Here is a 24600-nt window from a genome sequence, read left to right on the forward strand (position 1 = left end):
GCTAGGCCACCCACTGCCCGACGATGGTGACGAACAGCGGCGCCAGCAGCGCGAGGCCGTAGCCGATCGCGGCCGACTTGAGCGCCGTCTTGGCCTTTTCCACCTCACCGGGGTCACCGTTCGCGGCGGTGAGACGCAGGCCGCCGACGGTGAGGAACAGCGTGGCGACCGCGAGCAGGACGCCGATCAGCCAGAGGCGGATCCGGTCGATCACGACGTTGATCGACGCGGGGGCGGCCAGCACCGTGACGCCGGACTCGGCGGCGTGGGCGGCGGTGTCGCCCAACACCATGACGGTGGTGAGCACTGCGGCCACCACGATCAGGACCGGGATCAGACGGGTGGCCTGGTAGAGCACCCACATCGAGGGGTGCAGCCGGGGACGGCGCTCACGCCGCGACGGCTTACGCCCCTTTGGGCGTACTCGGGTCGGTTTGCTGGTCATGGAATGGGCACCTCCGGGCGCAGGCCGCCACCGGCCCCGGGGCATGGCGGGGCTCGTGGTGCGGCGCGTGGGTGGCAGAGGCGGGAACCGGATGGATCCGCACGTGGTGACCTGCGAAGTTCCGACCGGCGCGAGGGCCGTCCTCCTCACAGAGGGTCTGGTGGGCCGGGCGAACGGGGTGTCAGCGCCGTCAGCGGGGCCGGTCGGAAGGGTCACCTACGCGGGAAGTCCCGCACTAAGGGAATACAAATTCGAGGGTCGATTTGGAGAAGCGCAGCTCAGCGGGGGTGCGTCACGGGCGGCGCCCGGGTGTCACCTCCGCCACGGTGGTGAGCGTGGCCTCGGCGATGACATCGGCGGTCGGGTCGCGCAGTTCCCCGGCCCGGATCGCCGCGACGAGCCGCTCGACGGCGGCGCTGCGCCGCTTGTAGACACCCCAGCGGGCCAGGCCGGTGCGCTGCGCGTACGCGGCGAGGCTGGTGTCCTCCAGGTAGGTGCCACCGATCAGGTCGGCCTCGGCGACGGTGAGCACACCAAGGCGCACCGCGCGGGCCAGGACCAGGTCCGGGTGGCCGTACGGGGCAGGGGGCAGCGCCGAGCCGGGCGCGAAGTTCGCCTCCCCGGATGCGGCCGGTTCCTGGTCGCGCAGTGCGGCGCGGGCGCCGGAGAACGCGGCGTTGAGCAGGGCGTTCACGATGCCCGGCTGGTCGATGTCGACCTTGTGCAACGCCTTCAGGAACGCCTCCACCAGCGCGGCGTGTAGGTCACCGGACGACAGCTTCGACAGCAGGTGCGCCCGGTGCCGCAGGCCCGGCAGGGCCACCCCGACCGCGCCGACGACCCACCGCTGCGCGCCGGTGCGGGCCTGAGTGACGAGGAACCTCCAGGCCGCGTCCTGGGCCGCCGTGCCGCAGGAGGGGTGCATGAGGATCGCCGACAGCTCGGTCAACGCGATCGGGCGGCGGGGCAGGCCGTGGCCGAGCTGGCTGCCATCGACCGCCTGCGGCTGCGGGCCTTCGCCGCGCAGCCGGAACCGGTAATCGATCGCGTCGAGCAGCGCCGCGCCGGGCTGGGAGCCCGGGTGCTCAGCGAGCGGGCCGGCGACCGGGCGAGTGTTCGCAGACATGGATGTACTCCCTGATGGTGAGGTGGTTGCCGGACCGGCGATCACGGGCCGGTCGGCGGTGCAGCACCTACGCCACCAGGCAGGTTGAACACATCTTGAACACTGATGATCTTGTTTCAGGTTGAACACAACGTGGTCAGCCGAGGTCGCGATGACGACCCTCGATGCGGGCAGCCGACCGGCGCGGGGCGGGTGTTCACGGCTTGTGCAACCCAGTAGCTGCCCGTTCAACCCCCGCTGCCTGACGGGCTCACCGCCCGCCTCGGCGGGGCTTCGGCGAGCCATGAACCCACACGGCGCCGGGAACGCAAAAAAGGCCCGCGCCGGAAGGCGCGGGCCAGAGGTGTTCATGGTCAGCGACGGCCTATGAACCGTGAGTGGATCTTGTTCAAGGCATTCCGCCGCCGAGTCGATCTTGTTCAATGTGAAGTGTCGATCTTGTTCAAGGCCCCGCGAGGGACATTCCGGGGCTGCTGGCATGCCACCGGCGTGGCGCTGCCACGAAAGTCACCACCATCAATAAGTGTGTGAATCTGGCGTCGGTGGTGTTCAACGTCTGACCTGCGTGTTCAACCTTCAGTCGATCTTGTTCATGGGGGGGTGTGACCACGCCGATGTGAGGAGGTCGGCGGCCGGTGGTCGCGGCGGCGTCCTCCAAATCGAGGCCCGGATTTGTATTCCCTTAATGTCAGCGCTTGTCGGCGGACGTGGCCCACCACCCATGCCGCAGACCTCCCCGCACACCCCCGATCCCAGCTCCGAACGCCCGCGCGTCGGGCTGTTCCTCGTCCCTCCGCACCGCCGCGCCGCGCCGCTGGCCGACGCGGCGGCCTGGTACGGACTCGACCCGCAGCGCCTCGCCTGGCTGATCCGGCACTACACCCGGGACGGCGACGTCGTGCTGGACCTCGACAACCACCCGGGCGTCGCCAGCGCCGCCCGGCACCTGCACCGCCACCCGGCCACCATCACCACCGACGGTGACCACACCCGGGTCACCGACGACCGGCCCGCCCGAGCCCGGCACCTCGCCGAAGACGGCGTCGCGCTGCTGCTGGCCGGACTACCCCGGCCCGGCGGCGACCGCCTCGGCGTCCACGCCGTCACCGAGGCGATGCACCAGTGGCACCGGCTGCTGCGCCCCGGCGGATTCATCCTCACCGCGCTGCCCGCCGCCGGACCACAGCCGAGCCGGACCTCGCGGCGGAGCACCGTCATCACCGCCGCCCGCGCCGCCGGGCTGCGCTACCACCAGCACCTCCCGGTGCTGCTGGTCCCGCTCCCGGCCGTCGAACCGCGCACCGACGCGGCCACCGCCGCGAGCACCCGGCCCGCGCTGCTCGACGGGCGGCACGTACCCACCCACATGGACATCCTCGCGTTCACGGCGACCACCATCGATCAGGAGGCCGCCGATGCGTGAGCCCATCTCCACCGCCGCGTTCACCCTCGGCCTCAACCCCGACTCCAACGCTTCCGCCCTCGACGTCGGCCGGCTGTTCGCCCTGATCGCCGACGGGGTGCAGGGCTCGGTCCTGCTGACCGGGCAGACTGCCTCCCGCGACTTGCGGCGTGGCCGGTACACCCCGGAATCGATGGAACACCCCGGCAAAATGCTGCCCACCATCCCCCGCTACCTCGTCGCCACCTACACCGAGCCCGGCGATCTGGTGGCCGACCCGATGGCCGGGATCGGCACTACCGTCGTAGAGGCCATGCACCTCGGCCGCCGTGGTGTCGGCGTCGAGTACGAGACCCGGTGGGCGCAGCACGCCGCCGACAACATCCGCCTCGCCACCAGCCAAGGCGCCACCGGCACCGGCGAGATCTACACCGGTAACGCCCGACGCCTGCCCGCACTGCTGCCACCCGAGGTCCACGGCCGGATCGCGCTGGTCATCACCTCACCGCCATACGGGCCGTCCACCCACGGCCACGTCCGGACCCCCGGCCCGCGCCGGGGCAAGGTCCGCAAGATTCACCACCGATACGGTGCCGACGCCGCGAACCTCGCCTACACCGAACACGCCGAACTGGCCGAAGGGTTCGCCCAGATCCTCACCGGCTGCGCCGCAGTGCTGCGACCCGGCGGATACGTCGCGGTCACCGCCCGCCCGTACCGGCGCCACGGCGAACTCATCGACATCCCCGGCATGGTCGCAGCGGCCGGTCTCGCCGCCGGGCTAACCCTGGTCGAGGAACTCGTGGCCCTCATTGCCGGAGTCCGTGACGGGGTACTCGTGCCGCGGGCCTCGTTCTTCCAGATGAAGAACGTCCGCGATGCCGTCGCCGCCGGTGACCCGCAATGGCTCATCCAGCATGAGGATCTGCTGCTGTTCCGGCTCGGCCCGGTGCCCGCTGACGGCGGGTCGCAGCGGTGACCAGGCGACGAGGGCGTGATGTCCGAGGCGATGTCGATCGTGTCGGCGGTGCCCGGGACACGGCACCGACCGATGCGCCGTTGCAGGTCGACTTCGACATCACGGTGGTCGATGGGGAGCACGGTCGGCGTCTCGCCGTTCTGCAGGCCCAGGTCGTCCTCGACGTGCTGACCTGGTTGCACGATCATCACCGCGCCGGCCCGGTCGCCGAGTAACCGAGGTCAGGCATCGGGTAGCGCACCGCCGCCGATGCCAGCCTTGATCACCGCATCGAGTTGCGGGTCGATCGGTGCACACCCGGCGTTCCGGCCAGCGGCCGGAACGCCGGGTGTCCGATCCCCCATCCGACACCGGAGGCAACGGTTCCATGCAAGTCACCATCAATCGCGACGACACCGGACGATTGACCGCCCACGCCGCGCCCGCCGCGCCGCACAACACGGCCGGGGTCACGGTCCGGCTCTGCCCGCCGGACGCCTGCGAACGGTGGTCCGGCACCCTCGCCCACCCGCATCAGTACGCCTACGCCAGCGCCGAGCTTGCCGCTATACCCGCACAGCCGCCACGCGACGAGACGGTGGCTGACCTCAACGCACCCACCGTCATCGTGGCCATCCATCCTCGCTGCCGACAAACCCTCGCCGTCGACCCGTTCACCGGACCCGACCGCGCCCGTCAGTGGTGGCAAGCCACCCCCAACCGGTTCGCTGCCAGCGGCGCCACCTGCCACGTTCTTCCGCTGTCCGAGCCTGACTGCCAGGAAGGAGGACTTCGATGACCGCCGCCCTGCCCGAATGGCTACGGCCCACAGCCACCGGCGGCCCGCTTCCGCAGCAGACGATCAGGGTCGCGTTCCTCGGTCGGACCTCCACCGACGAACAGCAAGACCCCACCCTGTCGCTGCCCCGACAGTTGACCAACTCCGAGCGCGCGCTGCTACCCGGGATGGTGATCGTCGCGTGGTTCTACGACGTCGAATCCTCTCGAAAGGAACTCGCCCAGCGCGGTTCCAGCACCGCGTGGAGCAAGTACGACATCGGCATTCAACGCGACGGCGGCCTCAATGATCTAATCGCCGAGGCCACCGCCCCGGACCGCCGCTTCGACGTCGTCATCTGCGAGTCGATCGACCGCATCGCCCGCTACACCCACCAGGGCACGAAGATCGAGCATGACCTCGAACTTGCCGGTGTCCCCCTGCTGGCCGCCGACGAACCGATCATTCTCGACGGGCGGACCAACGGCCGCAAACGCAAGCGTGCCAGCCAGGTTCTCCTGCGCCGCACCAAACAGGGCGTGGCGGAGTGGTACATCATCGAAATGCTGGAGAAGTCCTGGGACGGGTTCGAGACCCACACCGGGCAGGGCTGGAACGTCGGGAAGCCGCCCTACGGCTACCTTGCCGAGAAGCACAAGCATCCCGTGCCCGCGAAACGAGCGCAGGGTAAGCACAAGACGAAACTGGAGATCGACCCGGTTCGCAGCCCCGCCGTCATCCAGATCTACGCATGGCGCATCGACGAGAAGCTGTCCTACCGAGCCGTCGCCGAACGACTCAACACCGACCTCGACCGATACCCGCCTCCGCAGCCAGTTGACCCGGAACGCGCGGTAGGCCGGTGGACCGGCTCCGCCGTCCGGGAGATCTTGTTCAACCCGAAGTACACCGGCCACATGGTGTGGAACCGCCGATCGACCAAAGACAAGCTCCACCCAGGCAAGAACAACCCTCGCGAAGAGTGGATCGTCTCCGCCGAACCCACCCACCCCGGGATCGTGCCGATCGACACGTACGTTGCCGCTCAGAGCATCGCCGCGTCCCGCCAGCGATCCCGCGCCGACGCGCGGCCCGACACCCCCAACCGGCATCGCCAAACCCGCCGGGTCTACGCCCTGCGGTCATACGTGTGGTGCGACCCCTGCCAACGGCGCATGTTCGGCCGGACTGTGTTGCCGTACACCTATTACTCCTGCCAACCGCGGGAGCGGGAGATCCCCGACGGGCATCCCGGCACCATCTCGGTGACCGAGGAGACGCTGCTCGACTTCACCACCCGCTTCTTCAACACCTACGTGCTCGGCCCGGACCGCCTGCAACTCGCCGTACACACCGTGGACCTCACCGCCCAACAGGCCGCTGAGGAACACCGCCGCAAGATCGCTTCCCTTCGCCATGCCCTCACCGACATCACCAACCGCCGTACCCGGCTTCTACGCGTGCTCGAAGAAGCCGACGACACCGACGGCAGCATGTTCAACGACATCCGAGAACGACGCGCCCAGCTCGATCAGGACCTCGGTATCAAGACCGCTGAGCTGGCGCACCTCGAAGCCAGCACCCCGGCCGGCTCAGCCGACAACGTCGAGCTCCTCGCCGACCTGCCCGAGATGGAGATCGACCTCGGGCTCCTACCCACCGATCGCATCCGGCGCTTCCTCGACGCGTTCGCCGTAAAGATCACCCACGACTTCCGAACCAACCGAGTCAGGTTCCAAGCCACCATCACCGGCCGCGACGCAGCCAACCTGTCCCGGCTGACCCGCACCATCAGCCCGGTCCAACGCCGCCCAAACCACGCCGTGACCACCGGACACGACGCCGCCCCCGCCAACGACGGCGGGGGCGGCGTCGATTTGCAGTTCTGTGACATGCCCCGCCGGGGGCACCAGTTCAGGCTCTTCCTGCTCGCGGAAAGCGCTCGCCGGCAACTGGTGCGTTTTTCCTGGGGCCGGGCCCCAGACCCCACGCCGGGGGCACGCCCCCGGACCCCGGGTCGGTTACGGCCTCGCACCAGGCTACGGACATCGGGTGTTCGCGCTCCGCCCGGGCGACACGTTTCATACCGCTGCGCGACCGGCCGACCGGCATGCGCGACGGCCTCAGGCCGCAAGGCAACCTGCGCCGCGCGACCGCCACCGGCACCGCCACCGCCACCGGCGCCGTGGCGTCGGCGCCGGCGCCACGGCGCGACCACCCCGGGCCCATCAGAAACCGGCGCCCGCGACCGCCACCCCGCGCCACGACGCCAACCGGCTGTTGATCGGGTGCCTTGCCTGTGCATTCCGCTCGAGTCGTGGCCGTCGGTTCGATCTTGGCTTCGACACCACCGGAGTTGAATCTCTTCAGGGTGTGGTGGAGTGCGATGTCACATCCCGCCGGGCAGGGCGGCGCTCGTCCAGGCCTTTTGGCAAACGTCCCCCGCTGGCGCTTGTCCGCGACGCGATGTTGTCGATCTGCTGCATCGGGGATGCTGCGCCGAGGATGACCGCAGATCGCCAAGATCTGGGTCCCGGCGACCTATCTGCGTCCGATTAAAGCAGCAGTTATCGGAAATATCCCAAGCGAGCTGCCGCCGCGCGGCCGACAGGGCTGGGAGGTGGTCCGCCTGTTCGGGTCGCGGCAATACCGGGGAGTGCAAGAACGGCACGCGATCGGTGGCATGACATCAGCGAGCACCGATCCACGCAGACGTCTCCACTGGCGGCGCTGAGCGTCCCGCCCATGCGACTGCCGCTCTCGGCGATCGGCTTGGCGCCACGTCCGCTAGGGACGGGCTGGGCGCAGCGCCGTGGGTTTTTGGTTGCAAGTTTGCTCAAGGCGGCTCGTGGACGGCCGATGGGAAGCGCGTTCGGCAGCGGCGGGAGGAGGCCGACGCATGGAGACACGGGTCGGCCACCCCAGTGGCGTGCATCAGCCGCGGCGGCGGATGATTCGGGCCAATGCGGTTTGCCGGGTGGTGCCGGCGGTGCTCGGTGCGGGCTATGCCGTCGGGACCTGGGGTGCGGAGCACCGCGGGCTCATGCTGCTCGTCGCCGGCGTGATGGCGATAACCGCGGTGCTCGCCTACGCGGCGGCGCCCCGTTTGTCGCAATCCCGGTGCTGGATGGGCATTCAGCTGGTCGGCGCGGGGGTCAGCCTCTCCGGGTCGGCGCTGCTCGGGGTTCTCGACGGAGCCGTGCACGGGCCGCTCGGTGCGCTCGTGCCGCTCACCGTCGTCTTTCTGGCGATTGTGTTGCCGCCGCGAGCGTTCCTGACCATGGCCACGTACGCCATGGCGACGTACGCGATCGTCGTGGTCTTCTCCGAGCCCTCGCCGGACGGATATCCGATGGTGCACGCGCTCGGCTTCGGCGGGGCCGCGGCACTCTGTCTGCGGCACGCCATGGTGCTGGCCTCGCTGCGGCGGCGGCTCGCCGACACCTCGCGGACCGACCCGCTCACCGGGTGTCTCAACCGGCGCGGGTTCGACGAGCTGGTGGCGGCGGAGCTGTCCGAGGCCGAGCGGTCCGGCAGCCGGGCCAGCCTCGTTCTGCTGGACCTGGATCACTTCAAGGACGTCAACGACTCGCACGGGCACCGGGCCGGCGACGAGCTGCTGGCCTGGGCCGGCCACGTGCTGCGCACCGAGGTTTCGGTGCACGGCGGGGTCGCCCGGATCGGGGGCGACGAGTTCGCGCTGCTGCTCACCGACACCGACGCGGACGCCGCCGGGGTGGTCGTCGACCGGCTTCGCGAGCAGCTGCGGCCGTGCGCCCCGGCGAGCCTCGGGTTCGCCACCTACCCGCAGGACGCCCGGGACGCCACCGCCCTGGCGGGGGTGGCCGACCGGCGGCTGTACGCGGACAAGGCCGCCCGCGACCGGCGCGCACCGTGCGCCGACGCGGTCGCCCAGGCCCGCACCCGGATCGGGCAGCTCGGGCCGGCCGCGACCGTCTCGACCCGGGAGCGGCGGCGGCACTCCATCGCGGACCCGGGCTGGATGTCGATGGCGCAGACCTGCGTCGCGCTGCTCTACGTGCTCCTGTTCACGGCCGGGCACCCGTACCGCGTCGGCATGGTGGCGATCTGCGGCTGGGGCTTCGTCTCCGGGCTGGCCGTCGTGCTCGGCGCCGACTGGCTGAGCCGGTCCCGCCTGGCGCGGCCGATCATGCTGGCCTTCGCCGTCAGCTCGTTCCTCAGCTGCGCCTCCATCGCCGTGCTGGACGGCGGCGTGCACGGTCCGCTCGGGGTGGGCATGCTGCTGTCGATCCCGCTGCTGATGCTCGGCATGCGGCCGAACGTGGCGGCGCCGGTCGCCGGGGTGGCCGCCGTGTTCTATCTCGGGGTGGCGGTTTTCGTCGGCGAGCCGGGATTCTGGTACGTCGCGATCAACGTGCTCGGCACCGCGGCCGCCTCGGTCGCCTGCGCCGTGCAGGGCCGGGCCGCCGCTCGCCAGCGCCGGCTGCTGACCCGGCTGTCCCGGGTCGACGTGCTCACCGACGCGCTCAACCGGCGCGGGTTCGCCGAGCGGTTCGCCGGCCAGCTCGACCTCGCCCGGCGGCACGGCACCGGCGCCGCGCTGCTGGTCCTCGACCTGGACGGCTTCAAGCAGCTCAACGACACCGCGGGGCACGCGGCCGGCGACGAGTTGCTGCGCTGGGTGGCCGGCACGCTGCGCGGCAACCTGCAGGCGCACGACATCGTGGGCCGCCTCGGCGGCGACGAGTTCGTGGTGCTGGTCGAGGCCGACGGTGCCGAGGACACCGCGGACCGGCTGCAGCGGGCGCTGGCCGAGCGGACCGGCGCGAGCTTCGGCGTGGCCCTGCTCGGCCTGGACGGCGACGACTTCGACGGCCTGTACGCGGCCGCCGACGCCCGGCTGTACCGGCAGAAGGTGGAGCGCCGCGGCGGCCGCTCCCGCGAGCTCAGCGCTCCAGCGTGATCGCGGTCAGGAGGAGGCCACGGCCGGCCGTCCAGCGGCCGGACAGCTCGGTCACCTCAATGCCGTCCAGCACCGGCCCGGGCACCGTGAGCCGGGCCGCAAACGTGCCGCCCGGGTCGAGGGTCACCACCGCCGCGTCGAACTCCATGAACCGCCGGATCAGCGGGAAGCACACCTTGTAGACCGACTCCTTGGCGCTGAACAGCAGCCGGTCCCAGCACACCTTCGGGTCCCGGGCGAGCAGGTCCGCGACCGCAGCCCGTTCCGTCCCGCCCGCGACCGCGCCGAGCACCCCCTCCGGGATCGGCTCGTTGTTCTCCGCGTCCACGCCCACCGACCAGGCCCGGCCGTCGGCGGCGACCACCGCGGCCCGGTAGCCGGTGCAGTGCGTGATGCTGCCGACCACCCCGGCCGGCCACACCGGCGACCGGCGCTCGCCCACCGGCACCGCGACCGGCGGATGGCCCAGCCCGGCGAGCGCGGCCCGGGCGCACCGGCGGCCGGTGGCGAACTCGTTGCGGCGCTTCTCGACCGCCTTCGCCACCTCGCGCTCCTCCTCGGGGAACAGCGGCGCCGGGGTCAGGTCGTCGAATGCCTCCACCGCGACGGCGAAGGGCGGCAGGATGTCGTCGATCATCAATTGGCACCTTACTGGCGCCGGCCCTGCTGGTGCACGGTGCCGCCGACCGCGTGGTGCCGGCCGGCCACGGCGCCTGGCTGGCCCGGCACCGCCCGGAGGCCGAGTGGCGGGAGGTCGCCGGAGCCGGTCACCTCTCGGTGCTGCCGGCCGCCGCTGTCTCGACGCTGGAGTGGCTCGGCGACCGAGAGTTTCGGAAGAACTCGTAAGTTACGCGTTGACTTTCGCTCGGAGCGCTTCCACCATGTAGTGACGTTCCTCGATCGCGCTCCCCCACGCGAGGTGAAAATCCGCATGCACCGCATCCGTCCCCGAGTACTGCTGCTGACCGGCGTCGCCGGTCTGGTCGCCGCGGCCGGCGCCGTCGCGCTCGCCCCCGCCGCCTCGGCCGCCGACTGTGCCAACGGCTACGTCGCCCTGACCTTCGACGACGGCCCCAACCCCGGCAACACCAACAATCTGCTGAACACGCTGCGCGCCAACGGCGTACGAGCAACGCTCTTCAACACCGGCCAGAACGCGGCTGCCAACCCGTCCCTGGTCGCGGCCGAAGCGGCCGCCGGTATGTGGATCGCCAACCACAGCTACACCCATCCGCACATGCTGACCCTGAGCTCCGCCCAGATGTCCTCGGAACTTTCTCGCACCCAGTCGGCCATCCAGGCGGCCGGCGGCGGCACCCCGCGACTGTTCCGTCCCCCGTACGGCGAAACGAATGCCACCCTGCAATCCGCCGCCTCCGCCCTCGGCCTGCGCACGGTGACCTGGGACGTCGACTCGCAGGACTGGAACGGTGCGAGCACCGCGGCGATCGTGCAGGCGGCCGGCCGGCTGACCAACGGCCAGTCGATCCTGATGCACGACCAGTACGCGACCACGATCGCCGCCATCCCGCAGATCGTCTCCGGCCTGAAGAGCCGGGGCCTGTGCGCCGGCATGATCTCGCCGGCCACCGGCCGGGCCGTCGCCCCGGACGGCACCACGACCCCGACCACCGGACCGACAACTGGACCGACCACTGGACCGACCACGCCGCCCGCCGGTGGCAACTGCACCGCCACCTACGCCGAGGGCCAGAAGTGGGCCGACCGCTTCAACGGCCAGGTCACCGTCTCCGGCACCAGCAACTGGGTGGTGACCGTGACACTCCGCGCACCGCAGAAGATCATCAACAGCTGGAGCGCCGCGGTCACCCTGGACAGCACCGGTACGGTGCTGACCGCCCGGCCGAACGGCAGCGGCAACGTCTTCGGCTTCACCGTCCAGCACGGCGGGAACTGGATCTGGCCGGCACTCACCTGCCGGGTGGGCTGACCTTCCTGGAGGGCAGGGTGCGGGGACGGGTAAGGGTCCTCGCACCCACCACCCTCGAGGTGGCCCTTTCCATCGGCCGGGCCCGGCGCAACCGTGGAGGCATGACGGTTCTGCTCGTGCACGGCCACCCGTTCGACCACACGCTCTGGGATCCGCAAGCCGCCGCCCTCCGCGCCGCCGGCTACCACGTGATCGCGCCGGACCTGCGCGGCTACGGCGCCGCGCCACCGCCGGACGGCGACGTCACGCTGCTCTCCGACTTCGCCGCCGACCTGGCCGCCGAACTCGACCGGCACGGCGTCGACCGGGCGGTGGTCGGCGGCGTCTCGATGGGCGGCCAGATCACCATGGAGTTCCACCGGCTCTTTCCGGAGCGGGTGGCCGGGCTGATCCTCGCCGACACGTCGCCGGTCGCCGACGACGAGGCCGGCCGCCGGCTCCGGCACGCCACCGCCGACCGCCTGCTGGCCGAGGGCATGACCGGGTACGCCGGCGAGGTGCTGGACCGCATGATCACGCCGTACCACGTCATCGAAAAGCCCGCGGTGGCCGCGCACGTGCGCCGGATGATGCTCGGCACCGCGCCGAAGGGCGCCGCGGCTGCCCTGCGCGGACGGGCCGCTCGCCCGGACTACCGGGCCGGCCTGGCGACGGTCCGCGTGCCGACCCTGGTGCTGGTCGGCGCCGAGGACGCCTACACCCCGCTGGACCAGGCCGAACTTACCGCGAGCCTGGTCGCGGACAGCGAACTTGTGGTGGTCGATCGGGCCGGCCACCTGCCCGGCCTCGAGCAACCCGAGGTGGTCAACGAGGCGCTGCTGCGCTTCCTGGCCCGAGCCGGAGCGCGTTGAGGCTCAGAGCGGCAGCACCACCGGCGTAGGCGTCCCGGCCACGCAGGTCACCGTGATCCGGTGCCGGCTCGAGTCACCCTTGAACACGATCAGCGGCGCCAACGCCGGGCCCGCCTCGACCTTCTCCACGCTGTATCCCGGCGCGGGCTCCCACGAGTTCAGCTTCGCCTTGCCCTTCGCGCAGGTGGCATGGACGGCTCCGCCGGGCGACGTGAGCCGCTTGCCGTCCGGCGGCGCCGAGGCGTCCGGCGTGCCGTCGTCCCCGCCGGGCGCCTGGGCGGTCGGCTCACCGGCCGCCGACGACGTGGGTCCCGCGCCCGGACTGGTCGCGCTGGCCGGCCCGCCGCCGGCAATCGGCGGCCGCTCGGGCAGGTCGGTCCCGGCCGGTAACGGCTGGCCGGCCGCCCCCGACGCCGTGGGCACCGGCGGCACCGCCCCGTCGACGGGAGTGGGCGCCGCGGCCGTGCCGGTGTCCCGGGCCCCGGTCCTGGCCGACCCGGACTCTCCCGCCGCCAGGAACCAGCCCGCCACCGCCGCCACGACGACAGCCGTGACCCCGACAGCCAGGTAGATCTTCCGCTCCCGCCCGGGCCGGTAGATCCCGCGCCGCGCGTCCTTGCCGGCCGCCCCGGGACGCCGCCCGCCGGCAGCCGGCCCGGCACCAGCCGCTCCCCGGCTGCGCCCCGACGCCGGGCCCCACCCGGCCAGACCACCCGGCGATTCGGGCCCACCGGGCGATTCGGGCCCACCCGGCGACTCGGGCCCACCCGGTGACGGGTTCGACTCGACAGCCGGGAAAGCCCCGCCACCGGCCGCGCGAGCCGCGCCCCGCCCACCGGTCTCGGACCGCTGATTGCCACCGGCTCGCGCCGCCCGTGCACCACCGGCCTGCTCGAGGTCGCGCCCCGGGCCGGCATTCCCGCCCTTGCGCGGATCATCGGTGGCCGGAAGCACCTCGGCCCCCGCTATCAGCCCGGCCGCCGCGCCGCGCAGAGACCGGGGACGCTCCGACGTCTCCTCGTGCGGTGCCTCCGCGCTCCCGTCGACGCCCTCCGGCACCCGAGGCCCCGTCGCGCCGGGCGTCGCGCGTACCGGATCGATCAAAGCTGAAGCCTCCGCCGCGTCGGCCAGGGTGCCCGACACCTCGCTCGCGCTCGGCCGCTGATCAGGGTCTTTGCGCAGGCAGCGGGCGATGAGATCGACCACCGCGGACGGCACGCCGGGCAGCGGCGGCAACGGCTCCGGCTCCACGTAGATGTGCGCGCGCAGCATCTGGGTCGTCGTCTCAACCGACCACGGGGACTCGTGCGCGAGCAGGCGGTACAGCAGTACACCCAGCGCATACACGTCCGAGGCCGGCACCACCGCGTCGCCGGTCAGGCGTTCCGGCGCCAGGTACGCCGGGGTGCCCACCAGCATCTCCTCGGGCTGGGCCGGGCCCGCCGCGGCCGCGATGCCGAAATCCACCACCTTGGCGCCGCCCGGCGTGACCATGATGTTGGCCATCTTGACGTCGCGGTGCACCAGGCCGTGCCGGTGCGCGGCGGCCAGCGCGGCGGCCACCTCGCCGCAGATCCGGAACACCGTGCGCGGCGGCAGCGAGCCGGACGTCACCCGCTGCTGCAGTGTCGGCCCGTTGATCAATTCCATGACCACGTACGGGCCCTCGTCCGCCTCGCCGAAGTCGTAGACCTGGGCGATGTTCGGGTGCGAGAGCGTGGCCGCGGCGCGGGCCTCGTCGCGGATGCGGGCCCGCTGCTGTGGGTCGTCCAGGTAGCGCCCGGCCAGCAGTTTGACCGCGACGGGCCGGCCCAGCACCTCGTCGCGGGCGCGCCACACCACCGCCATGCCGCCGCGGCCCAGTTCATCGAGCAGTTTGTAGCGGCCGCCGAGTGTCTGCCGAACCTCCACCGTGGCAGTCTGCCCGTCCGACCGGAAATTCGCACATCCTCGCCACTCGAATGCCATTCACTTTTCATTTTTCGGGCATTCGATCTATTGTTTCGTCGGCCGTTATTGATCACGACGGCCGGATTGATCATGACGGTCCCATTGATCACGTTCGGGAGCGGGGATGCCGATGTCGACCCGGCAGCGACTGACCGACACCGCCCTGAGCCGGCTGCTGCGGCTGCCGCCCGCGCGCAACGGCTACGCCGTGACGCCGGTGCGCACGCCCATGCGGGACGGGACGGTCCTGGTCGGCGACCACTTCGCGCCGCGGACCAGCGAGCCGCGGGGCACCGTCCTGGTGCGTACCCCGTACGGCCGCAGCTTCCCGGTGACCGCGACCAACGCGCGGATCTTCGCGGCCCGCGGCTACCACGTGGTGTTGCAGAGCGTGCGCGGCACGTTCGGCTCGGGCGGCACCTTCCGGCCGATGGTCCAGGAGGTCGAGGACGGCCCGGACACCGTGGCCTGGCTGCGCGAACAGCCCTGGTTCGACGGCCGGCTGGCCACCCTGGGCGCGTCCTACCTGGGCTGGACCCAGTGGAGCGCGCTGCTCGACCCGCCGCCGGAACTGCGGACCGCGATCGTCTACGTGGCGCCGCACGACTTCCGCGAGGCCGTGTACGGGACCGGCGCGTTCACCCTCGGCGACTTCCTCGGCTGGAGCGACATGATCGCCCACCAGGAGGACGGCAACCTGCGCCGGGTGCTGAGCATGGCGACCGCGAACCGCCGGCTGCGCCCCGCGCTGGCCGGCCTGCCGCTGCCGGAGGCCGCCGAGACCGTGCTGCGCGGCCGGGCGCCCTGGTACCGCGAGTGGGTCGCCCACCACGACGCGGACGACCCGTGGTGGCAACCGCTGCGGGCCGGCGCCGCGCTTGGCCGGGTCACCGCGCCGGTGCTGGTGATGAGCGGCTGGCAGGACCTGTTCCTGGGCCAGTCGCTGGAGCAGTACGAGGCACTGGCCGCCCGCGGCGTCGACGTGGCGCTGACCGTCGGCCCGTGGACCCACCTGGAGATGGGCACCCGGGCCGCCGCCCGGGTCAGCGGCGAGACCCTGGCCTGGCTCGACCAGCACATGGCCGGCGGCCCGGCGGCCCGCAGCCACCCGGTCCGCGTGCACCGCACCGGCGAGGGGCGCTGGCACGACCTCGCTGCCTGGCCGCCGCCCACCACTCCGGCGACGTTCCGGCTGACCCCGGACCGCGCCCTGACCCTGACCGGTCCGGCCGAGCCCGGCACGGTGAGCTTCCGCTACGACCCGGCCGACCCGACCCCGGCGCTCGGCGGCCGCACGCTGACCGGTTCGATGGGCATCCAGGACAACCGCGCCCTGGAGTCCCGGCCCGACGTGGTCACCTTCACCACCGACCCGCTGCCCACCGCCGTCGACGTCGCCGGCACGCCGCTGCTCGACCTGGCGATCGCCGTCGACCCGGCGCACGCGGACGTCTTCGTGCGGCTCTGCGACGTGGACGAGCGCGGCCGATCACGCAACTTCTCGGACCACCTGCACCGGCTCGACCCGGCGGTGCCGGCCGGTGAGGTGCAGCACCTCACGCTGCGGATGGACGACTGCTTCCACCGCCTGCTCGCCGGGCACCGGCTGCGCCTCCAGGTGTCCGGCGGGGCCTTTCCGCGATATGCCCGCAACCTGGGCATGCCGGGCACGCCGGCCGAGGGTCACCTGCTGCGGCCGTCGGTGCACACCGTGCACTGCCCGGACTCCCGGCTCACCCTGCCGGTCCTGGATGCTTCATCCACCATTCGGTGAACTGGCGCGCCTGGCCGAGGTTGTCGAGACGCAAGACCCAGAGATTGCTGTACGCCTTCGTCGGGTAGCGGGTGGTCGCCTCGATGATCGCCAGGTCGTCGGTGACGATCAGCGGGTGCCACTCGAACGTCGTGGTGCCCGGTTTGTCCCGCGCGGCGAGCCAGCCCGCGACGATCGCCTCGCGGCCCAGCCACGGCTTCGCGTACGGCTCGGTGAAGTAGGCCGCGCCGTCGGCGAACAGGTCTGCGATGTCGTGCGGATCGTTGGATTCCCAGGCCTTGCGATAGTTGTCCACCCACGCCGTGACCGCGTCGAGACTGCTCATCGGGCCTCCCCAGCGCGACCACGACCGGGCCGCGCCCCCACACCCTACGAGCGGAGCACCGCCGGGAACAGAGCCCTCGTTAAGGTCTCGCCATGGAACAGAACTGGCGCCACCTGCCGCCACCGGCCCGGCCCATCGCGGCGGCCACCAGCACCGCGGTCGAGGCAGCCCAGCGGCAGGACGCCGAGGCCCTCGGCGACGCGGTGCGCGACCTCGCGGCACTCGACCCGGCGCAGACCGGTCTCATCCTCGGCACCGCGGTGCGCCTGCTCCTGGAGGACCGCCATCCCGACGGTCTGGACGGCGACGCGGTCCGCGACGTGCTCGAGACCTGCGTGCGCTCGGCCGCCGTCTGGCAGCCCGAGATCGACCCGCACGTGGTGTTGCTGCTGCTGGCCGGCGCGCTCGGGGTGTCCGACGAGGACGGTGCGCCGCCACCGAAGCCCGACGTGTCGGCCCGGCACGCCACGCTGCTGCTGGCCCACCTGCTCGCGGCCCGCCCGGTGCCGCCGGTGCTGGTCGCGGCCCTCGCCGAGATCGAACGCACCCAGCTGAACGACTGATCCGCGGATCGCTCGTTAATCGGGGCATGGCACGTGCGCACCCCGATCCCGGCCTGCGCCTTCAGCCGATGGTGCACGTCGCCGACATGGCCGCCGCGATCACGTTCTACCAGCAGCTGGGCGGCTCGGTCATCCACGGCGACCGGGACTCCGAGTGGGTGCTGATCCAGCTCGGCCCGGTCCAGGTCGGCCTGGTGGCCCGCCCGCCGGACACCGCTCGCGGCGAGACCACGGTCGAGCTGCACTTCGGCGCCCAGATGCCGCTGGAGCAGCTGGAGCGGCGGCTGCACCGGGCCGGCTTCCCGGTGGCCGAGGTGACCACCGACCGCGACCTGGGCGAGCAGTTGCGGATCCGCACCCCGGACGGCTTGCTCATCAAGATCAGTCAACGCGAGCCGGACTGACCCCGAGCCGCTGCCGGTGCTTGCGGTGCGGGATGGCGAGCCGCAGCACCAGCAGCCCGGCGAGCGCACCGGCGGTGTTCGCGATCAGGTCGTTGACGTCCACGGTGCGGCGGCTGCCCAGGGTGAGCATGACGATCAACTGGACGAGTTCGATGCCGGCACTGGCCGCGGCGGCGAGCCCGAACAGCCGGCGGTAGGAGTCGGCGCGCGGCCGGAGCAGCGGCACCAGCACCCCGAACGGCACGAACATGAGGATGTTGAGGATGAAGCTGGGCGCATCCACCAGGAACGGGATGTAGTGCAGCATCGTCCACCATGGCTCGCCGCCGTAGTAGGACTCCGGATGCGGGGCGATCGGAAACACGGTCACGCCAATCACCGCGCAGGCATATCCGAGAAACATCAACACCATGACCGTACGCCGCACGACGCCTCCCCTGATTGCCTGGTTCAACGCGCGACGGCACAGGTAGCGCTCGGTGAGTGACCGACCGTGTCGACAAACCTTTTCCGACGATGAATTTCGGTCGCCCCGCACCACCGGAGGAAAGTGCAGACCAACCCGTCGGCCTGGTAGCGGCCGCGACCGATTCGTCAATCCCGGGCATGATCGCGGCATACCCGAGCAATCCGACGCACCCGATGGGCCATAGTGGAGCGCGACGTGGCCGGGCGACGGTCGCGGGAGCCCGCTCAGGCGCCGCGCGGGGCGTACATGATGACCGCCACGCCGGCCAGGCAGAGGGCCGCTCCGAAGACGTCGTAGCGGTCCGGGCGGAAGCCGTCGACCAGCATGCCCCAGGCGAGCGAGCCCGCCACGAAGACGCCGCCGTACGCGGCCAGGATGCGCCCGAAGTTCGGATCCGGCTGGAGCGTCGCCACGAACCCGTACGCGCCCAGCGCCAGCACCCCGGCACCCACGAACAGCAGGCCACGGTGCTCGCGCACACCCTGCCACACCAGCCAGGCGCCACCGATCTCGGCCAGCGCGGCCAGTGCGAACAGCCCGATCGAACGCAGCACACCCATGTGCCGCATTCAACCAAGGGCCGGGATCAGGACGGGCGCAGACCCACCGACGTGCGCGGGGACGGCGGCTCGGCGCAGCCCAACAGCCCGACCAGGCCGGAGACCCAGAGCTGCCGGTACACCGTGGGGCTGGGATGGCTCACCACCAGCTTGATGCCGCTCGCGGCGGCCGCATGGAAGCAGGCCACCAGGATCCCGATGCCGATGCTGTCGATCAGCATCACCCGTTGCAGGTCGAGGCAGATTCTGCCTGGCGTGGCGCTGGTGAGGACGTCGTTCACGGCGTCCCGCATCACGTGGGCGTTATCCAAGTCGATCTCACCGCTCGGCGCGATCTCAACAGTGCCATCGGCCAACTGGCGGGTGGTGATCGGCAGATACACGGCTGCCCTCTTCCTGGCGTCGGAGAGGCCGACGCCGACCGTACCGCGTGGAGGACGCGTGCGCGGGCCGTCGGCTGCCACCGTGGCCTGACTGTGCGTCCGGCGCCGTCGCCCTGGCGCCGCTTTCCAACCGCGTTCCTACAACAATCCGCTGGTCTGCAAGTTACGCCACGTAGGCGCGGAACGCCAGAGTAGTTCATATGGCCTGAATGTGCTGGAACGGTCAGTGCATGGCGGGAACGTTGACGTTCCACGTACCGGGGCCGAATACTCACGGTATGCGATGGAGCCCGCTTCGGCATGGTTGACGTCATCCCCACAGCCGCGCCCGGGTCCTCCGAAATGCCCGACATCCTCCACTTCAGCAGCGCAGACATCGATCAGGTGCGGCTGGTGCTAAATCGGTTCTACTACCCGGTGGCGATCGGGGTTCCGGAGGGCGCTGACGGTTTCAGCCTGGCCGTGGAAGTGATCCAACTCGGACCACTCACGGTTGGCCATCTCACCTTTGCCACCCCGGTCACGTTCCAGGTGGCCGAGTTGGACGCCTACCACGTCAGCATGCCCACCACCGGCCGCCTGCACGCCCGGCACGCCGGGCACGAGGTGGTCGGCACGCCGTCGACCGGCGTCGTGTTCGGACCGGGCAAGCCGGTCTGGGTCGCGCACGACGGCAACTCGGCGGAACTCGCCGTCAAGATCGACCGCGACGCGCTGGAACGGGAGCTTGCCGCCCTTCTCGGACACCCGATCGAGGGACCGATCGACCTGCCCCCGGTCATCGACCTCACGGTCGGACCCGGGCAGAGCTGGAACCGGCTGGTGCGGCTGCTGCGCGACGAACTGGAGTACAAGCAGAGCCTGATCTACCAGCCGCTGATCGCCGAGCAACTGCGCAGCAGCGTGCTCAGCGGCCTGCTGCTCAGCGTGCCGCACCGCTACCACGACGAGCTGACCGGCCCGGCCGCCGCGGGGCCGCCGCGGGCCATCCGGCGGGTGGTGGACGCCATCCACGACGAACCGGAGCAGCCGTTCTCGGTGGCCGACCTGGCGGCGGTCGCCGGGATGAGCGTGCGCTCGCTCCAGGAGGGCTTCCGCCGGCACGTGGGCAGCGCTCCGATGGCGTACCTGCAACAGGAACGGCTGCTCCGCGCGCACGAAAGCCTGCGGCGAGCCGACCCGGCCCGGGTGACGGTGGCCGCGGTGGCTCACCGCTGGGGATTCGCCCACCTGGGCCGGTTCGCGTCGGCCTACCGCATACGGTTCGGCGAGTCGCCGTCGGAAACCCTCCGCGCGACCGGCTGAGGATTCACCCGTCCGGGTGACACCTATTCGCCGGGGTCGCTGCGGCGTGGCTGAGGCACGCCGTCGGGCCGGCGGACATCGGCGGACCGGCCGAACAGGTGGCCGCGCGGCGGTGCCCACTCCCGCCACGGGCCCAGCCGCATCGGCACCGCGGCCAGGTCGCCGTCCCCGGCGCCGCGCATTTCGCGCAGGTAAGCCAGCACGCGGGCGGCGGCCACGCCACCGTCCTCGGCAATGTTGAGCAGCAGCCGGCGGGCCTCGGCGACCGCCGGGTCGTTCAAGTCGAGGCCGGGCACCTCACCGGCCGGCCTCCGTAGCAGGGCGGATAGGCCCGCCAGGGCCTGCGCCACATCACATGCGTCCCGTTCCGCGTCGGACAGACTCGCCACGCGTCTCCCCCTCACCCCACCCAAGGCGATCGTCATCGCCTCCGCGGCAAACCCCGCCCGGGTACGCCGTCCTTTCCCCCGCTGAGTCGAAAATGTATTCGGCTCGCTACTAAGCGTCCATCCGTAACGCGCAAGCCCTGTCCAGTTAGCGCTCAGTTTGCCCGCGGACGGCATGATCGTCCCTTTCTCACGCATGGTCGAGATGGGCAAGACGGGGTAAGGGTTAGGACGGGAGTGAGTCCCGAGGGAGCCGACCCAGGAGGATGATCATGACCGAGGACAACCAGCCGCCGCTCGAGGAGCGCCCCGAGGTGGCCGACGCGATCGCCGACGACGTGGCGGTGGACGCCTTCATGACCGGCGGCGGACCGGACGCCGACACGCCCGCGTTCCAGCAGCCCGGCCGCCCGCCCGTCTACCGCACCGGCGCCGACCAGCCGTGGGACCCGGAGGACCTGGCCGTCGCCGAGGGCCGCGACCCCACCCCGGAAAACGTCGAACGCGCCCGCCGCGAACTCGAGAAGGACGGCCCCGCCGCGATCGAGCGCACGGTCCCCTGAGGTCGCCGGCGACCCGCGGTCAGTTCGGTGCGGCGGCGCAACAGGAGCAGCCGGGTCCACAGCCGCCGGCCGGGGTGGCCGGGGTCACCGGGGTGCAGCAGACGTCGCCGCGCCAGGCCTCGCGGCCCTCCTTCAGCGCCACCGCCGCGATCACGAGGGCCGCGACCGGGTCGGCCCAGGACCAGCCGAAAAGACTGTTCACCGCAAGACCGACAAGCAAAACCCCGGAGAGGTACGTGCACAGCAGCGTCTGCTTGGAGTCGGCGACCGCGGAGCGGGAGCCGAGCTCACGGCCGGTGCGGCGCTGGGCGTAGGACAGGCCCGGCATGATCGCCAGGGAGAGTGCGGCCAGCACCAGACCCACGGTCGAGTGCTCGGCCTCCGCACCGCCGGCCAGCGCCCGCACTGATGCGACCGTCACATAAGCGGCCAGCGCGAAGAACGAGACCGCGATGACCCGCAGGGCCGCCTTCTCCCGGCGTTCCGGGTCCCGGCCGGCGAACTGCCAGGCCACCGCCGCGGCCGAGGACACCTCGATCACCGAGTCGAGGCCGAACCCGATCAACGCGGTCGACGAGGCCATCGTCCCGGCGGTGATCGCCACGACCGCCTCGATCACGTTGTAGGTGATGGTGGCGGCCACCAGCAGCCGGACCCGGCGGTTCAGCAACCGCCGGCGCTGCGGTGCCGGCCCGGCCGCAACGATCGGGATCGGCGGCCCGGTCATCAGCAGCAGCCCTTACCGGCCGCGTCGTCGCAGGCGTCCGGGTCGACCGCGAGCACCACCCCGAGCAGATCGCTCAGCGCGTGCGCCAGCCGGGAGTCGGCCAGCTCGTACCGGACCCGGCGCCCCTCGGGCACCGCCACGACCAGCCCACAGCCACGCAGGCAGGCCAGGTGGTTCGACACATTCTGCCGGGTGCTGCCGAGCAGGTCGGCAAGCTGCGCCGGATAGCCCGGCCCGTCCCGCAGGGCCAGCAACAGCCGCGCCCGGGTCGGATCCGACAGGGCGTGCCCGAACCGGGCCAGCACCGCACCGTGCGTCAGCATCTCCACACCGGCGATAGTACATCAGACGCTGTACTGTTTGCAGTCGGCGCCGTTGGCGACCACGACCCGGTCGCGACCGGCCCGCTTGGCCCGGTAGAGCGCCTCGTCGGCGTGCCGCAGCAGGTCGTCGGGGCGGTCCCCGGCGGACAGTTCGGCCACCCCGGCGCTGAAGGTCACGGTCAGCGGGCCGAGCGGCGTGTCGACCGCCACCGCGGCGCAGCGGGCCCGCCAACGGTCAGCCCGGTCGGCCGCGGTCAGCGCGTCGGTGCCGGGCAGCACCACCACGAACTCCTCGCCGCCGTAGCGGGCCACGGTGTCCGTCTCGCGGACTGCGCCGGCCAGTTCCTCGGCGACCCGGACCAGCACCTGGTCGCCGACCGCGTGCCCGTACCGGTCGTTGACGATCTTGAAGTGGTCCACGTCGATCAGCACCACGGACAGGTCCGGTCCGGCGACCGCCTCGTCGAGCACCGCGGTCAGGTGCCGCCGGTTGTACACGCCGGTCAGCCCGTCCCGGACCGCCTGGTCGGTGAGCTCGGCCCGGAGCCGTTCCAGCTCGGTGATGTCCCGCACCACCACGACGGTGCCGGGGCAGGTGCCGTCGGCGGACCGCATGTGCACCACCCGGACGTCGTACACGGCGCCGTCCGGGCCGGTGACCGTGCTCTGGATGGCGCCGGTGAACCGGGCCGCGAAGTGCCGGCCGGCGATCTCCTGCCACTGCCGGCCGATCACGTCGCCGCGGCTCTCCGGGTGCAGGGCGGCCAGCAGGCCGGCGGCCGCCGGGTTGACGTCCAGGAACCGGCCCTTGGGGTCGAGCACCATGACGGCGTCGGTGAGCGCGGCGATGACCTGCGCGTAGGCGACCGGCTCACGCTCGCGGTTGACGCCCACCCGCTCGGCCACCGACCAGACCAGCCCGGTGACCAGGAACAGCACCGGCGTGAGGTCGAACCGCTGGGCGTCCACGTCGGCGAACAGGGTCACCAGATTGCCCACCACCGGCGCCGACCCGCCGGTCAGGAACCAGAGGTAGAGCCGCCGCTGACCGCGGACCGCGCGCCGCATCGCCCGGACCACCAGCACGGTGCCGACCGTCATGAGGGCATAGCTGTACGCGGTGTGCAGCCAGTACAGCGGACCCGGCGAGAGCACCAGCGAGCCGTCGCCGGCGATGTCGAACCCGCGGAAGAACGCGTGGTGCCAGGGGTCGCTGACCACCGCCGTCATCAGGAGCACCGGATGGACGAGCAGCAGCAGGAGGCGCCGCTTCCGGGTGCGCAGCCGGCCCGCGGACAGCGCCGACCGCCAGAAGTAGCCGGCCACCACCATCGCCACGCCCGGGAAGATCGCGTAGCTGAAGAACAGCGCCTGCCCGCGGGTCGGCGCGACGACGGCCAGGGCCTGCGACATCGACCAGATCGCCGCGCCGCCCAGGATGACGCCGAGCGGCACGGCCAGTTCCGTGAGCCGGCGATGCCGGACGGTGAGCAGCGCCACCACCGCGGCCGTCATTCCGGCCACGGCGTACATGACAAACATTGCGGTCCGCATCGCCCGGCTCGATCGGTGCCCGGGCCCGCAACCTGAGCAAAGCGAGATCCTCAGTACGCTGTGCCGCGTGAACGGTCCCCTGTCGGTCGCGGCAATCGTCGCCGCCCTCGTGCTCGCGGCCTGGTTTCTGCTGCGCGCCGCGCTCAACCGCGCGCCCAGCCGCGCCGATCTGATCGCCATCGCCGTGCTGAGCGCGCTGATGGCGGTGCTCGTGCTGGTCGCCGTGGTGGGCCTGTTCGACGGCAGCCGCCCGGCCGACACCGCGACCTTCGCCGGCTACCTGATGACCACGGTCGCGTTCGGCCCGGTGGCGCTCTATCTGGCCCGGATGGAACCGACCCGCTGGGGCAACCTGATCCTTGGCGTCGCCTGCCTGGTGCTGCCGGTCCTGGTGCTGCGGCTGGAGCAGATCGCGTCGGTGACCGGTGGCTGAGGCACGGCCCGCCGACGCCGCCCTGCGCACCGGCCTCGGCCGGGTGCTGCTGTTCGTCTACGGCGTGTTCGCGCTGTCCGCGAGTGCCCGGGCCGGCGTGCAGATCGCCACCCACTTCCACGAGGCCCCGCTGGCCTACCTGCTGTCCGCGGCGGCCGGCCTGGTCTACATCGCGGCCACCGTGGGGCTCGCGATCGGCGGTCCGCGTGGCCGCCGGCTGGCGCTGGTGAGCTGCACGATCGAGCTGATCGGCGTGCTCGTGGTCGGCACGCTCAGCGTCGCCGATGCGGTCGCCTTCCCGGACGACACGGTCTGGTCCCGGTACGGCAGCGGCTACGGCTACGTCCCGCTGGTGCTGCCGTTCGTCGGGCTGTGGTGGATATGGCGGCACCGCCCCCGGCCCGACTAGCGGACCGAGGGCGGTG

General features: G+C 71.7%; 28 protein-coding genes. 16 read left to right on the plus strand and 12 right to left on the minus strand.

The window, feature by feature from the left end; genetic code table 11:
- Position 1: 1 nt before the first annotated feature.
- Complete coding sequence (locus Ari01nite_RS06960; protein WP_239162548.1) at positions 2-364, minus strand: pilin; 363 nt, start codon at positions 362-364, stop codon at positions 2-4.
- A gap of 373 nt (positions 365-737) precedes the next feature.
- Positions 738-1571, minus strand: a complete 834-nt coding sequence (locus Ari01nite_RS06965; RefSeq protein WP_203780199.1) for a hypothetical protein — start codon at positions 1569-1571, stop codon at positions 738-740.
- Positions 1572-2292: 721 nt separating this feature from the next.
- On the opposite strand from Ari01nite_RS06965, the gene Ari01nite_RS06970 reads away from it, so the two are divergent.
- The 6 genes from Ari01nite_RS06970 to Ari01nite_RS06995 all read left to right on the plus strand — a co-directional run bounded on the left by Ari01nite_RS06970 (position 2293) and on the right by Ari01nite_RS06995 (position 9654).
- Entirely contained in the window at positions 2293-2994 is a 702-nt protein-coding gene (locus Ari01nite_RS06970) for a hypothetical protein (protein ID WP_203780200.1), read from the plus strand.
- Positions 2987-3952, plus strand: coding sequence for a TRM11 family SAM-dependent methyltransferase (locus Ari01nite_RS06975; protein WP_203780201.1), 966 nt, complete (start codon positions 2987-2989; stop codon positions 3950-3952). The genes Ari01nite_RS06970 and Ari01nite_RS06975 overlap by 8 nt, the downstream gene beginning before the upstream one ends.
- On the plus strand, positions 3949-4167 hold the full coding sequence (locus tag Ari01nite_RS06980) for a hypothetical protein (RefSeq protein ID WP_203780361.1): 219 nt from the start codon (positions 3949-3951) through the stop codon (positions 4165-4167). Before Ari01nite_RS06975 ends, Ari01nite_RS06980 begins: the two co-directional genes overlap by 4 nt.
- A 152-nt stretch (positions 4168-4319) precedes the next feature.
- Positions 4320-4730, plus strand: coding sequence for a hypothetical protein (locus Ari01nite_RS06985; RefSeq protein ID WP_203780202.1), 411 nt, complete (start codon positions 4320-4322; stop codon positions 4728-4730).
- Positions 4727-7069, plus strand: coding sequence for a recombinase family protein (locus Ari01nite_RS06990; RefSeq protein ID WP_203780203.1), 2343 nt, complete (start codon positions 4727-4729; stop codon positions 7067-7069). Before Ari01nite_RS06985 ends, Ari01nite_RS06990 begins: the two co-directional genes overlap by 4 nt.
- Positions 7070-7608: 539 nt before the next feature.
- Positions 7609-9654: a GGDEF domain-containing protein gene (locus tag Ari01nite_RS06995; RefSeq protein WP_203780204.1), complete on the plus strand. Its 2046-nt coding sequence runs from the start codon at positions 7609-7611 to the stop codon at positions 9652-9654.
- On the opposite strand, the gene Ari01nite_RS07000 is transcribed toward Ari01nite_RS06995, so the two are convergent.
- Positions 9638-10291, minus strand: coding sequence for a 4'-phosphopantetheinyl transferase family protein (locus Ari01nite_RS07000; RefSeq protein WP_203780205.1), 654 nt, complete (start codon positions 10289-10291; stop codon positions 9638-9640). The genes Ari01nite_RS06995 and Ari01nite_RS07000 overlap by 17 nt on opposite strands.
- Positions 10292-10323: 32 nt before the next feature.
- On the opposite strand from Ari01nite_RS07000, the gene Ari01nite_RS07005 reads away from it, so the two are divergent.
- From Ari01nite_RS07005 to Ari01nite_RS07015, 3 genes are all read left to right on the plus strand, one after another.
- Positions 10324-10500, plus strand: a complete 177-nt coding sequence (locus Ari01nite_RS07005) for an alpha/beta fold hydrolase (RefSeq protein ID WP_203780206.1) — start codon at positions 10324-10326, stop codon at positions 10498-10500.
- Between the two features lie 85 nt (positions 10501-10585).
- On the plus strand, positions 10586-11605 hold the full coding sequence (locus Ari01nite_RS07010; RefSeq protein WP_203780207.1) for a polysaccharide deacetylase family protein: 1020 nt from the start codon (positions 10586-10588) through the stop codon (positions 11603-11605).
- Between the two features lie 101 nt (positions 11606-11706).
- Positions 11707-12456, plus strand: a complete 750-nt coding sequence (locus Ari01nite_RS07015; RefSeq protein WP_203780208.1) for an alpha/beta fold hydrolase — start codon at positions 11707-11709, stop codon at positions 12454-12456.
- A 3-nt stretch (positions 12457-12459) separates the two neighbouring features.
- Here the strand turns inward: Ari01nite_RS07015 and Ari01nite_RS49635 are convergent, their stop codons facing one another.
- Positions 12460-14367 carry a serine/threonine-protein kinase gene (locus tag Ari01nite_RS49635; protein ID WP_239162523.1) on the minus strand — a complete coding sequence of 636 codons (1908 nt, stop codon included), beginning with the start codon at positions 14365-14367 and terminating at the stop codon, positions 12460-12462.
- Positions 14368-14530: 163 nt separating this feature from the next.
- Between Ari01nite_RS49635 and Ari01nite_RS07025 the strand changes: the two genes are divergently transcribed.
- Complete coding sequence (locus tag Ari01nite_RS07025; protein ID WP_203780209.1) at positions 14531-16180, plus strand: CocE/NonD family hydrolase; 1650 nt, start codon at positions 14531-14533, stop codon at positions 16178-16180.
- Here Ari01nite_RS07025 and Ari01nite_RS07030 read toward each other — a convergent pair.
- Positions 16140-16505: a nuclear transport factor 2 family protein gene (locus Ari01nite_RS07030; RefSeq protein ID WP_203780210.1), complete on the minus strand. Its 366-nt coding sequence runs from the start codon at positions 16503-16505 to the stop codon at positions 16140-16142. The genes Ari01nite_RS07025 and Ari01nite_RS07030 overlap by 41 nt on opposite strands.
- 92 nt (positions 16506-16597) lie before the next feature.
- Here Ari01nite_RS07030 and Ari01nite_RS07035 point away from each other — a divergent pair, with 92 nt between their 5' ends.
- Positions 16598-17068 (plus strand): hypothetical protein, encoded by a 471-nt coding sequence (locus Ari01nite_RS07035; protein WP_203780211.1) that lies wholly within the window; start codon positions 16598-16600, stop codon positions 17066-17068.
- A gap of 26 nt (positions 17069-17094) precedes the next feature.
- Entirely contained in the window at positions 17095-17472 is a 378-nt protein-coding gene (locus tag Ari01nite_RS07040; protein WP_203780212.1) for a VOC family protein, read from the plus strand.
- On the opposite strand, the gene Ari01nite_RS07045 is transcribed toward Ari01nite_RS07040, so the two are convergent.
- From Ari01nite_RS07045 to Ari01nite_RS07055, 3 genes are all read right to left on the minus strand, one after another.
- Positions 17450-18091, minus strand: coding sequence for a VanZ family protein (locus Ari01nite_RS07045; protein WP_307837755.1), 642 nt, complete (start codon positions 18089-18091; stop codon positions 17450-17452). The genes Ari01nite_RS07040 and Ari01nite_RS07045 overlap by 23 nt on opposite strands.
- Positions 18092-18165: 74 nt before the next feature.
- Positions 18166-18501 (minus strand): YnfA family protein, encoded by a 336-nt coding sequence (locus Ari01nite_RS07050; protein WP_203780214.1) that lies wholly within the window; start codon positions 18499-18501, stop codon positions 18166-18168.
- A gap of 26 nt (positions 18502-18527) precedes the next feature.
- On the minus strand, positions 18528-18884 hold the full coding sequence (locus Ari01nite_RS07055) for an STAS domain-containing protein (protein WP_203780215.1): 357 nt from the start codon (positions 18882-18884) through the stop codon (positions 18528-18530).
- Between the two features lie 342 nt (positions 18885-19226).
- Between Ari01nite_RS07055 and Ari01nite_RS07060 the strand changes: the two genes are divergently transcribed.
- On the plus strand, positions 19227-20189 hold the full coding sequence (locus Ari01nite_RS07060) for an AraC family transcriptional regulator (protein WP_239162524.1): 963 nt from the start codon (positions 19227-19229) through the stop codon (positions 20187-20189).
- Positions 20190-20212: 23 nt separating this feature from the next.
- On the opposite strand, the gene Ari01nite_RS07065 is transcribed toward Ari01nite_RS07060, so the two are convergent.
- A complete protein-coding gene (locus Ari01nite_RS07065) occupies positions 20213-20578 on the minus strand; it encodes a hypothetical protein (protein ID WP_239162525.1) in 366 nt (121 codons plus the stop codon).
- Positions 20579-20847: 269 nt separating this feature from the next.
- On the opposite strand from Ari01nite_RS07065, the gene Ari01nite_RS07070 reads away from it, so the two are divergent.
- On the plus strand, positions 20848-21138 hold the full coding sequence (locus Ari01nite_RS07070; protein WP_203780217.1) for a hypothetical protein: 291 nt from the start codon (positions 20848-20850) through the stop codon (positions 21136-21138).
- Positions 21139-21157: 19 nt separating this feature from the next.
- Here the strand turns inward: Ari01nite_RS07070 and Ari01nite_RS07075 are convergent, their stop codons facing one another.
- The 3 genes from Ari01nite_RS07075 to Ari01nite_RS07085 are packed head-to-tail and all read right to left on the minus strand — an operon-like array spanning position 21158 to position 23742.
- Entirely contained in the window at positions 21158-21865 is a 708-nt protein-coding gene (locus Ari01nite_RS07075) for a cation efflux transmembrane domain-containing protein (protein WP_203780218.1), read from the minus strand.
- On the minus strand, positions 21865-22188 hold the full coding sequence (locus Ari01nite_RS07080; RefSeq protein WP_203780350.1) for an ArsR/SmtB family transcription factor: 324 nt from the start codon (positions 22186-22188) through the stop codon (positions 21865-21867). Before Ari01nite_RS07080 ends, Ari01nite_RS07075 begins: the two co-directional genes overlap by 1 nt.
- 21 nt (positions 22189-22209) lie before the next feature.
- The gene (locus tag Ari01nite_RS07085) at positions 22210-23742 is read right to left on the minus strand and encodes a sensor domain-containing diguanylate cyclase (protein WP_203780219.1); all 1533 of its coding nucleotides are present in this window, start codon (positions 23740-23742) and stop codon (positions 22210-22212) included.
- A 67-nt stretch (positions 23743-23809) separates the two neighbouring features.
- Here Ari01nite_RS07085 and Ari01nite_RS07090 point away from each other — a divergent pair, with 67 nt between their 5' ends.
- Both Ari01nite_RS07090 and Ari01nite_RS07095 read left to right on the plus strand, forming a co-directional pair.
- Complete coding sequence (locus Ari01nite_RS07090; protein ID WP_203780220.1) at positions 23810-24175, plus strand: hypothetical protein; 366 nt, start codon at positions 23810-23812, stop codon at positions 24173-24175.
- Complete coding sequence (locus Ari01nite_RS07095) at positions 24168-24584, plus strand: hypothetical protein (protein ID WP_203780221.1); 417 nt, start codon at positions 24168-24170, stop codon at positions 24582-24584. Before Ari01nite_RS07090 ends, Ari01nite_RS07095 begins: the two co-directional genes overlap by 8 nt.
- Positions 24585-24600 lie beyond the last annotated feature (16 nt).

This window comes from Paractinoplanes rishiriensis (assembly GCF_016862375.1).
GTDB lineage: Bacteria > Actinomycetota > Actinomycetes > Mycobacteriales > Micromonosporaceae > Actinoplanes > Actinoplanes rishiriensis.

What these genes read in the sequence shown, in the direction of transcription:
- Ari01nite_RS07045 (WP_307837755.1), bottom strand. Translation starts at nt 18,091, where the DNA reads ATGCCGCGATCATGCCCGGGATTGACGAATCGGTCGCGGCCGCTACCA.
- Ari01nite_RS07025 (WP_203780209.1), top strand. Translation starts at nt 14,531, where the DNA reads ATGCCGATGTCGACCCGGCAGCGACTGACCGACACCGCCCTGAGCCGG.
- Ari01nite_RS06975 (WP_203780201.1), top strand. Translation starts at nt 2,987, where the DNA reads ATGCGTGAGCCCATCTCCACCGCCGCGTTCACCCTCGGCCTCAACCCC.
- Ari01nite_RS06990 (WP_203780203.1), top strand. Translation starts at nt 4,727, where the DNA reads ATGACCGCCGCCCTGCCCGAATGGCTACGGCCCACAGCCACCGGCGGC.
- Ari01nite_RS07075 (WP_203780218.1), bottom strand. Translation starts at nt 21,865, where the DNA reads ATGACCGGGCCGCCGATCCCGATCGTTGCGGCCGGGCCGGCACCGCAG.
- Ari01nite_RS07060 (WP_239162524.1), top strand. Translation starts at nt 19,227, where the DNA reads ATGCCCGACATCCTCCACTTCAGCAGCGCAGACATCGATCAGGTGCGG.
- Ari01nite_RS07035 (WP_203780211.1), top strand. Translation starts at nt 16,598, where the DNA reads ATGGAACAGAACTGGCGCCACCTGCCGCCACCGGCCCGGCCCATCGCG.
- Ari01nite_RS06970 (WP_203780200.1), top strand. Translation starts at nt 2,293, where the DNA reads ATGCCGCAGACCTCCCCGCACACCCCCGATCCCAGCTCCGAACGCCCG.
- Ari01nite_RS07085 (WP_203780219.1), bottom strand. Translation starts at nt 23,742, where the DNA reads ATGCGGACCGCAATGTTTGTCATGTACGCCGTGGCCGGAATGACGGCC.
- Ari01nite_RS07050 (WP_203780214.1), bottom strand. Translation starts at nt 18,501, where the DNA reads ATGGGTGTGCTGCGTTCGATCGGGCTGTTCGCACTGGCCGCGCTGGCC.
- Ari01nite_RS07010 (WP_203780207.1), top strand. Translation starts at nt 10,586, where the DNA reads ATGCACCGCATCCGTCCCCGAGTACTGCTGCTGACCGGCGTCGCCGGT.
- Ari01nite_RS06965 (WP_203780199.1), bottom strand. Translation starts at nt 1,571, where the DNA reads ATGTCTGCGAACACTCGCCCGGTCGCCGGCCCGCTCGCTGAGCACCCG.
- Ari01nite_RS06960 (WP_239162548.1), bottom strand. Translation starts at nt 364, where the DNA reads ATGTGGGTGCTCTACCAGGCCACCCGTCTGATCCCGGTCCTGATCGTG.
- Ari01nite_RS07080 (WP_203780350.1), bottom strand. Translation starts at nt 22,188, where the DNA reads ATGCTGACGCACGGTGCGGTGCTGGCCCGGTTCGGGCACGCCCTGTCG.
- Ari01nite_RS06985 (WP_203780202.1), top strand. Translation starts at nt 4,320, where the DNA reads ATGCAAGTCACCATCAATCGCGACGACACCGGACGATTGACCGCCCAC.
- Ari01nite_RS07070 (WP_203780217.1), top strand. Translation starts at nt 20,848, where the DNA reads ATGACCGAGGACAACCAGCCGCCGCTCGAGGAGCGCCCCGAGGTGGCC.
- Ari01nite_RS07000 (WP_203780205.1), bottom strand. Translation starts at nt 10,291, where the DNA reads ATGATCGACGACATCCTGCCGCCCTTCGCCGTCGCGGTGGAGGCATTC.
- Ari01nite_RS06995 (WP_203780204.1), top strand. Translation starts at nt 7,609, where the DNA reads ATGGAGACACGGGTCGGCCACCCCAGTGGCGTGCATCAGCCGCGGCGG.
- Ari01nite_RS07030 (WP_203780210.1), bottom strand. Translation starts at nt 16,505, where the DNA reads ATGAGCAGTCTCGACGCGGTCACGGCGTGGGTGGACAACTATCGCAAG.
- Ari01nite_RS07040 (WP_203780212.1), top strand. Translation starts at nt 17,095, where the DNA reads ATGGCACGTGCGCACCCCGATCCCGGCCTGCGCCTTCAGCCGATGGTG.
- Ari01nite_RS07015 (WP_203780208.1), top strand. Translation starts at nt 11,707, where the DNA reads ATGACGGTTCTGCTCGTGCACGGCCACCCGTTCGACCACACGCTCTGG.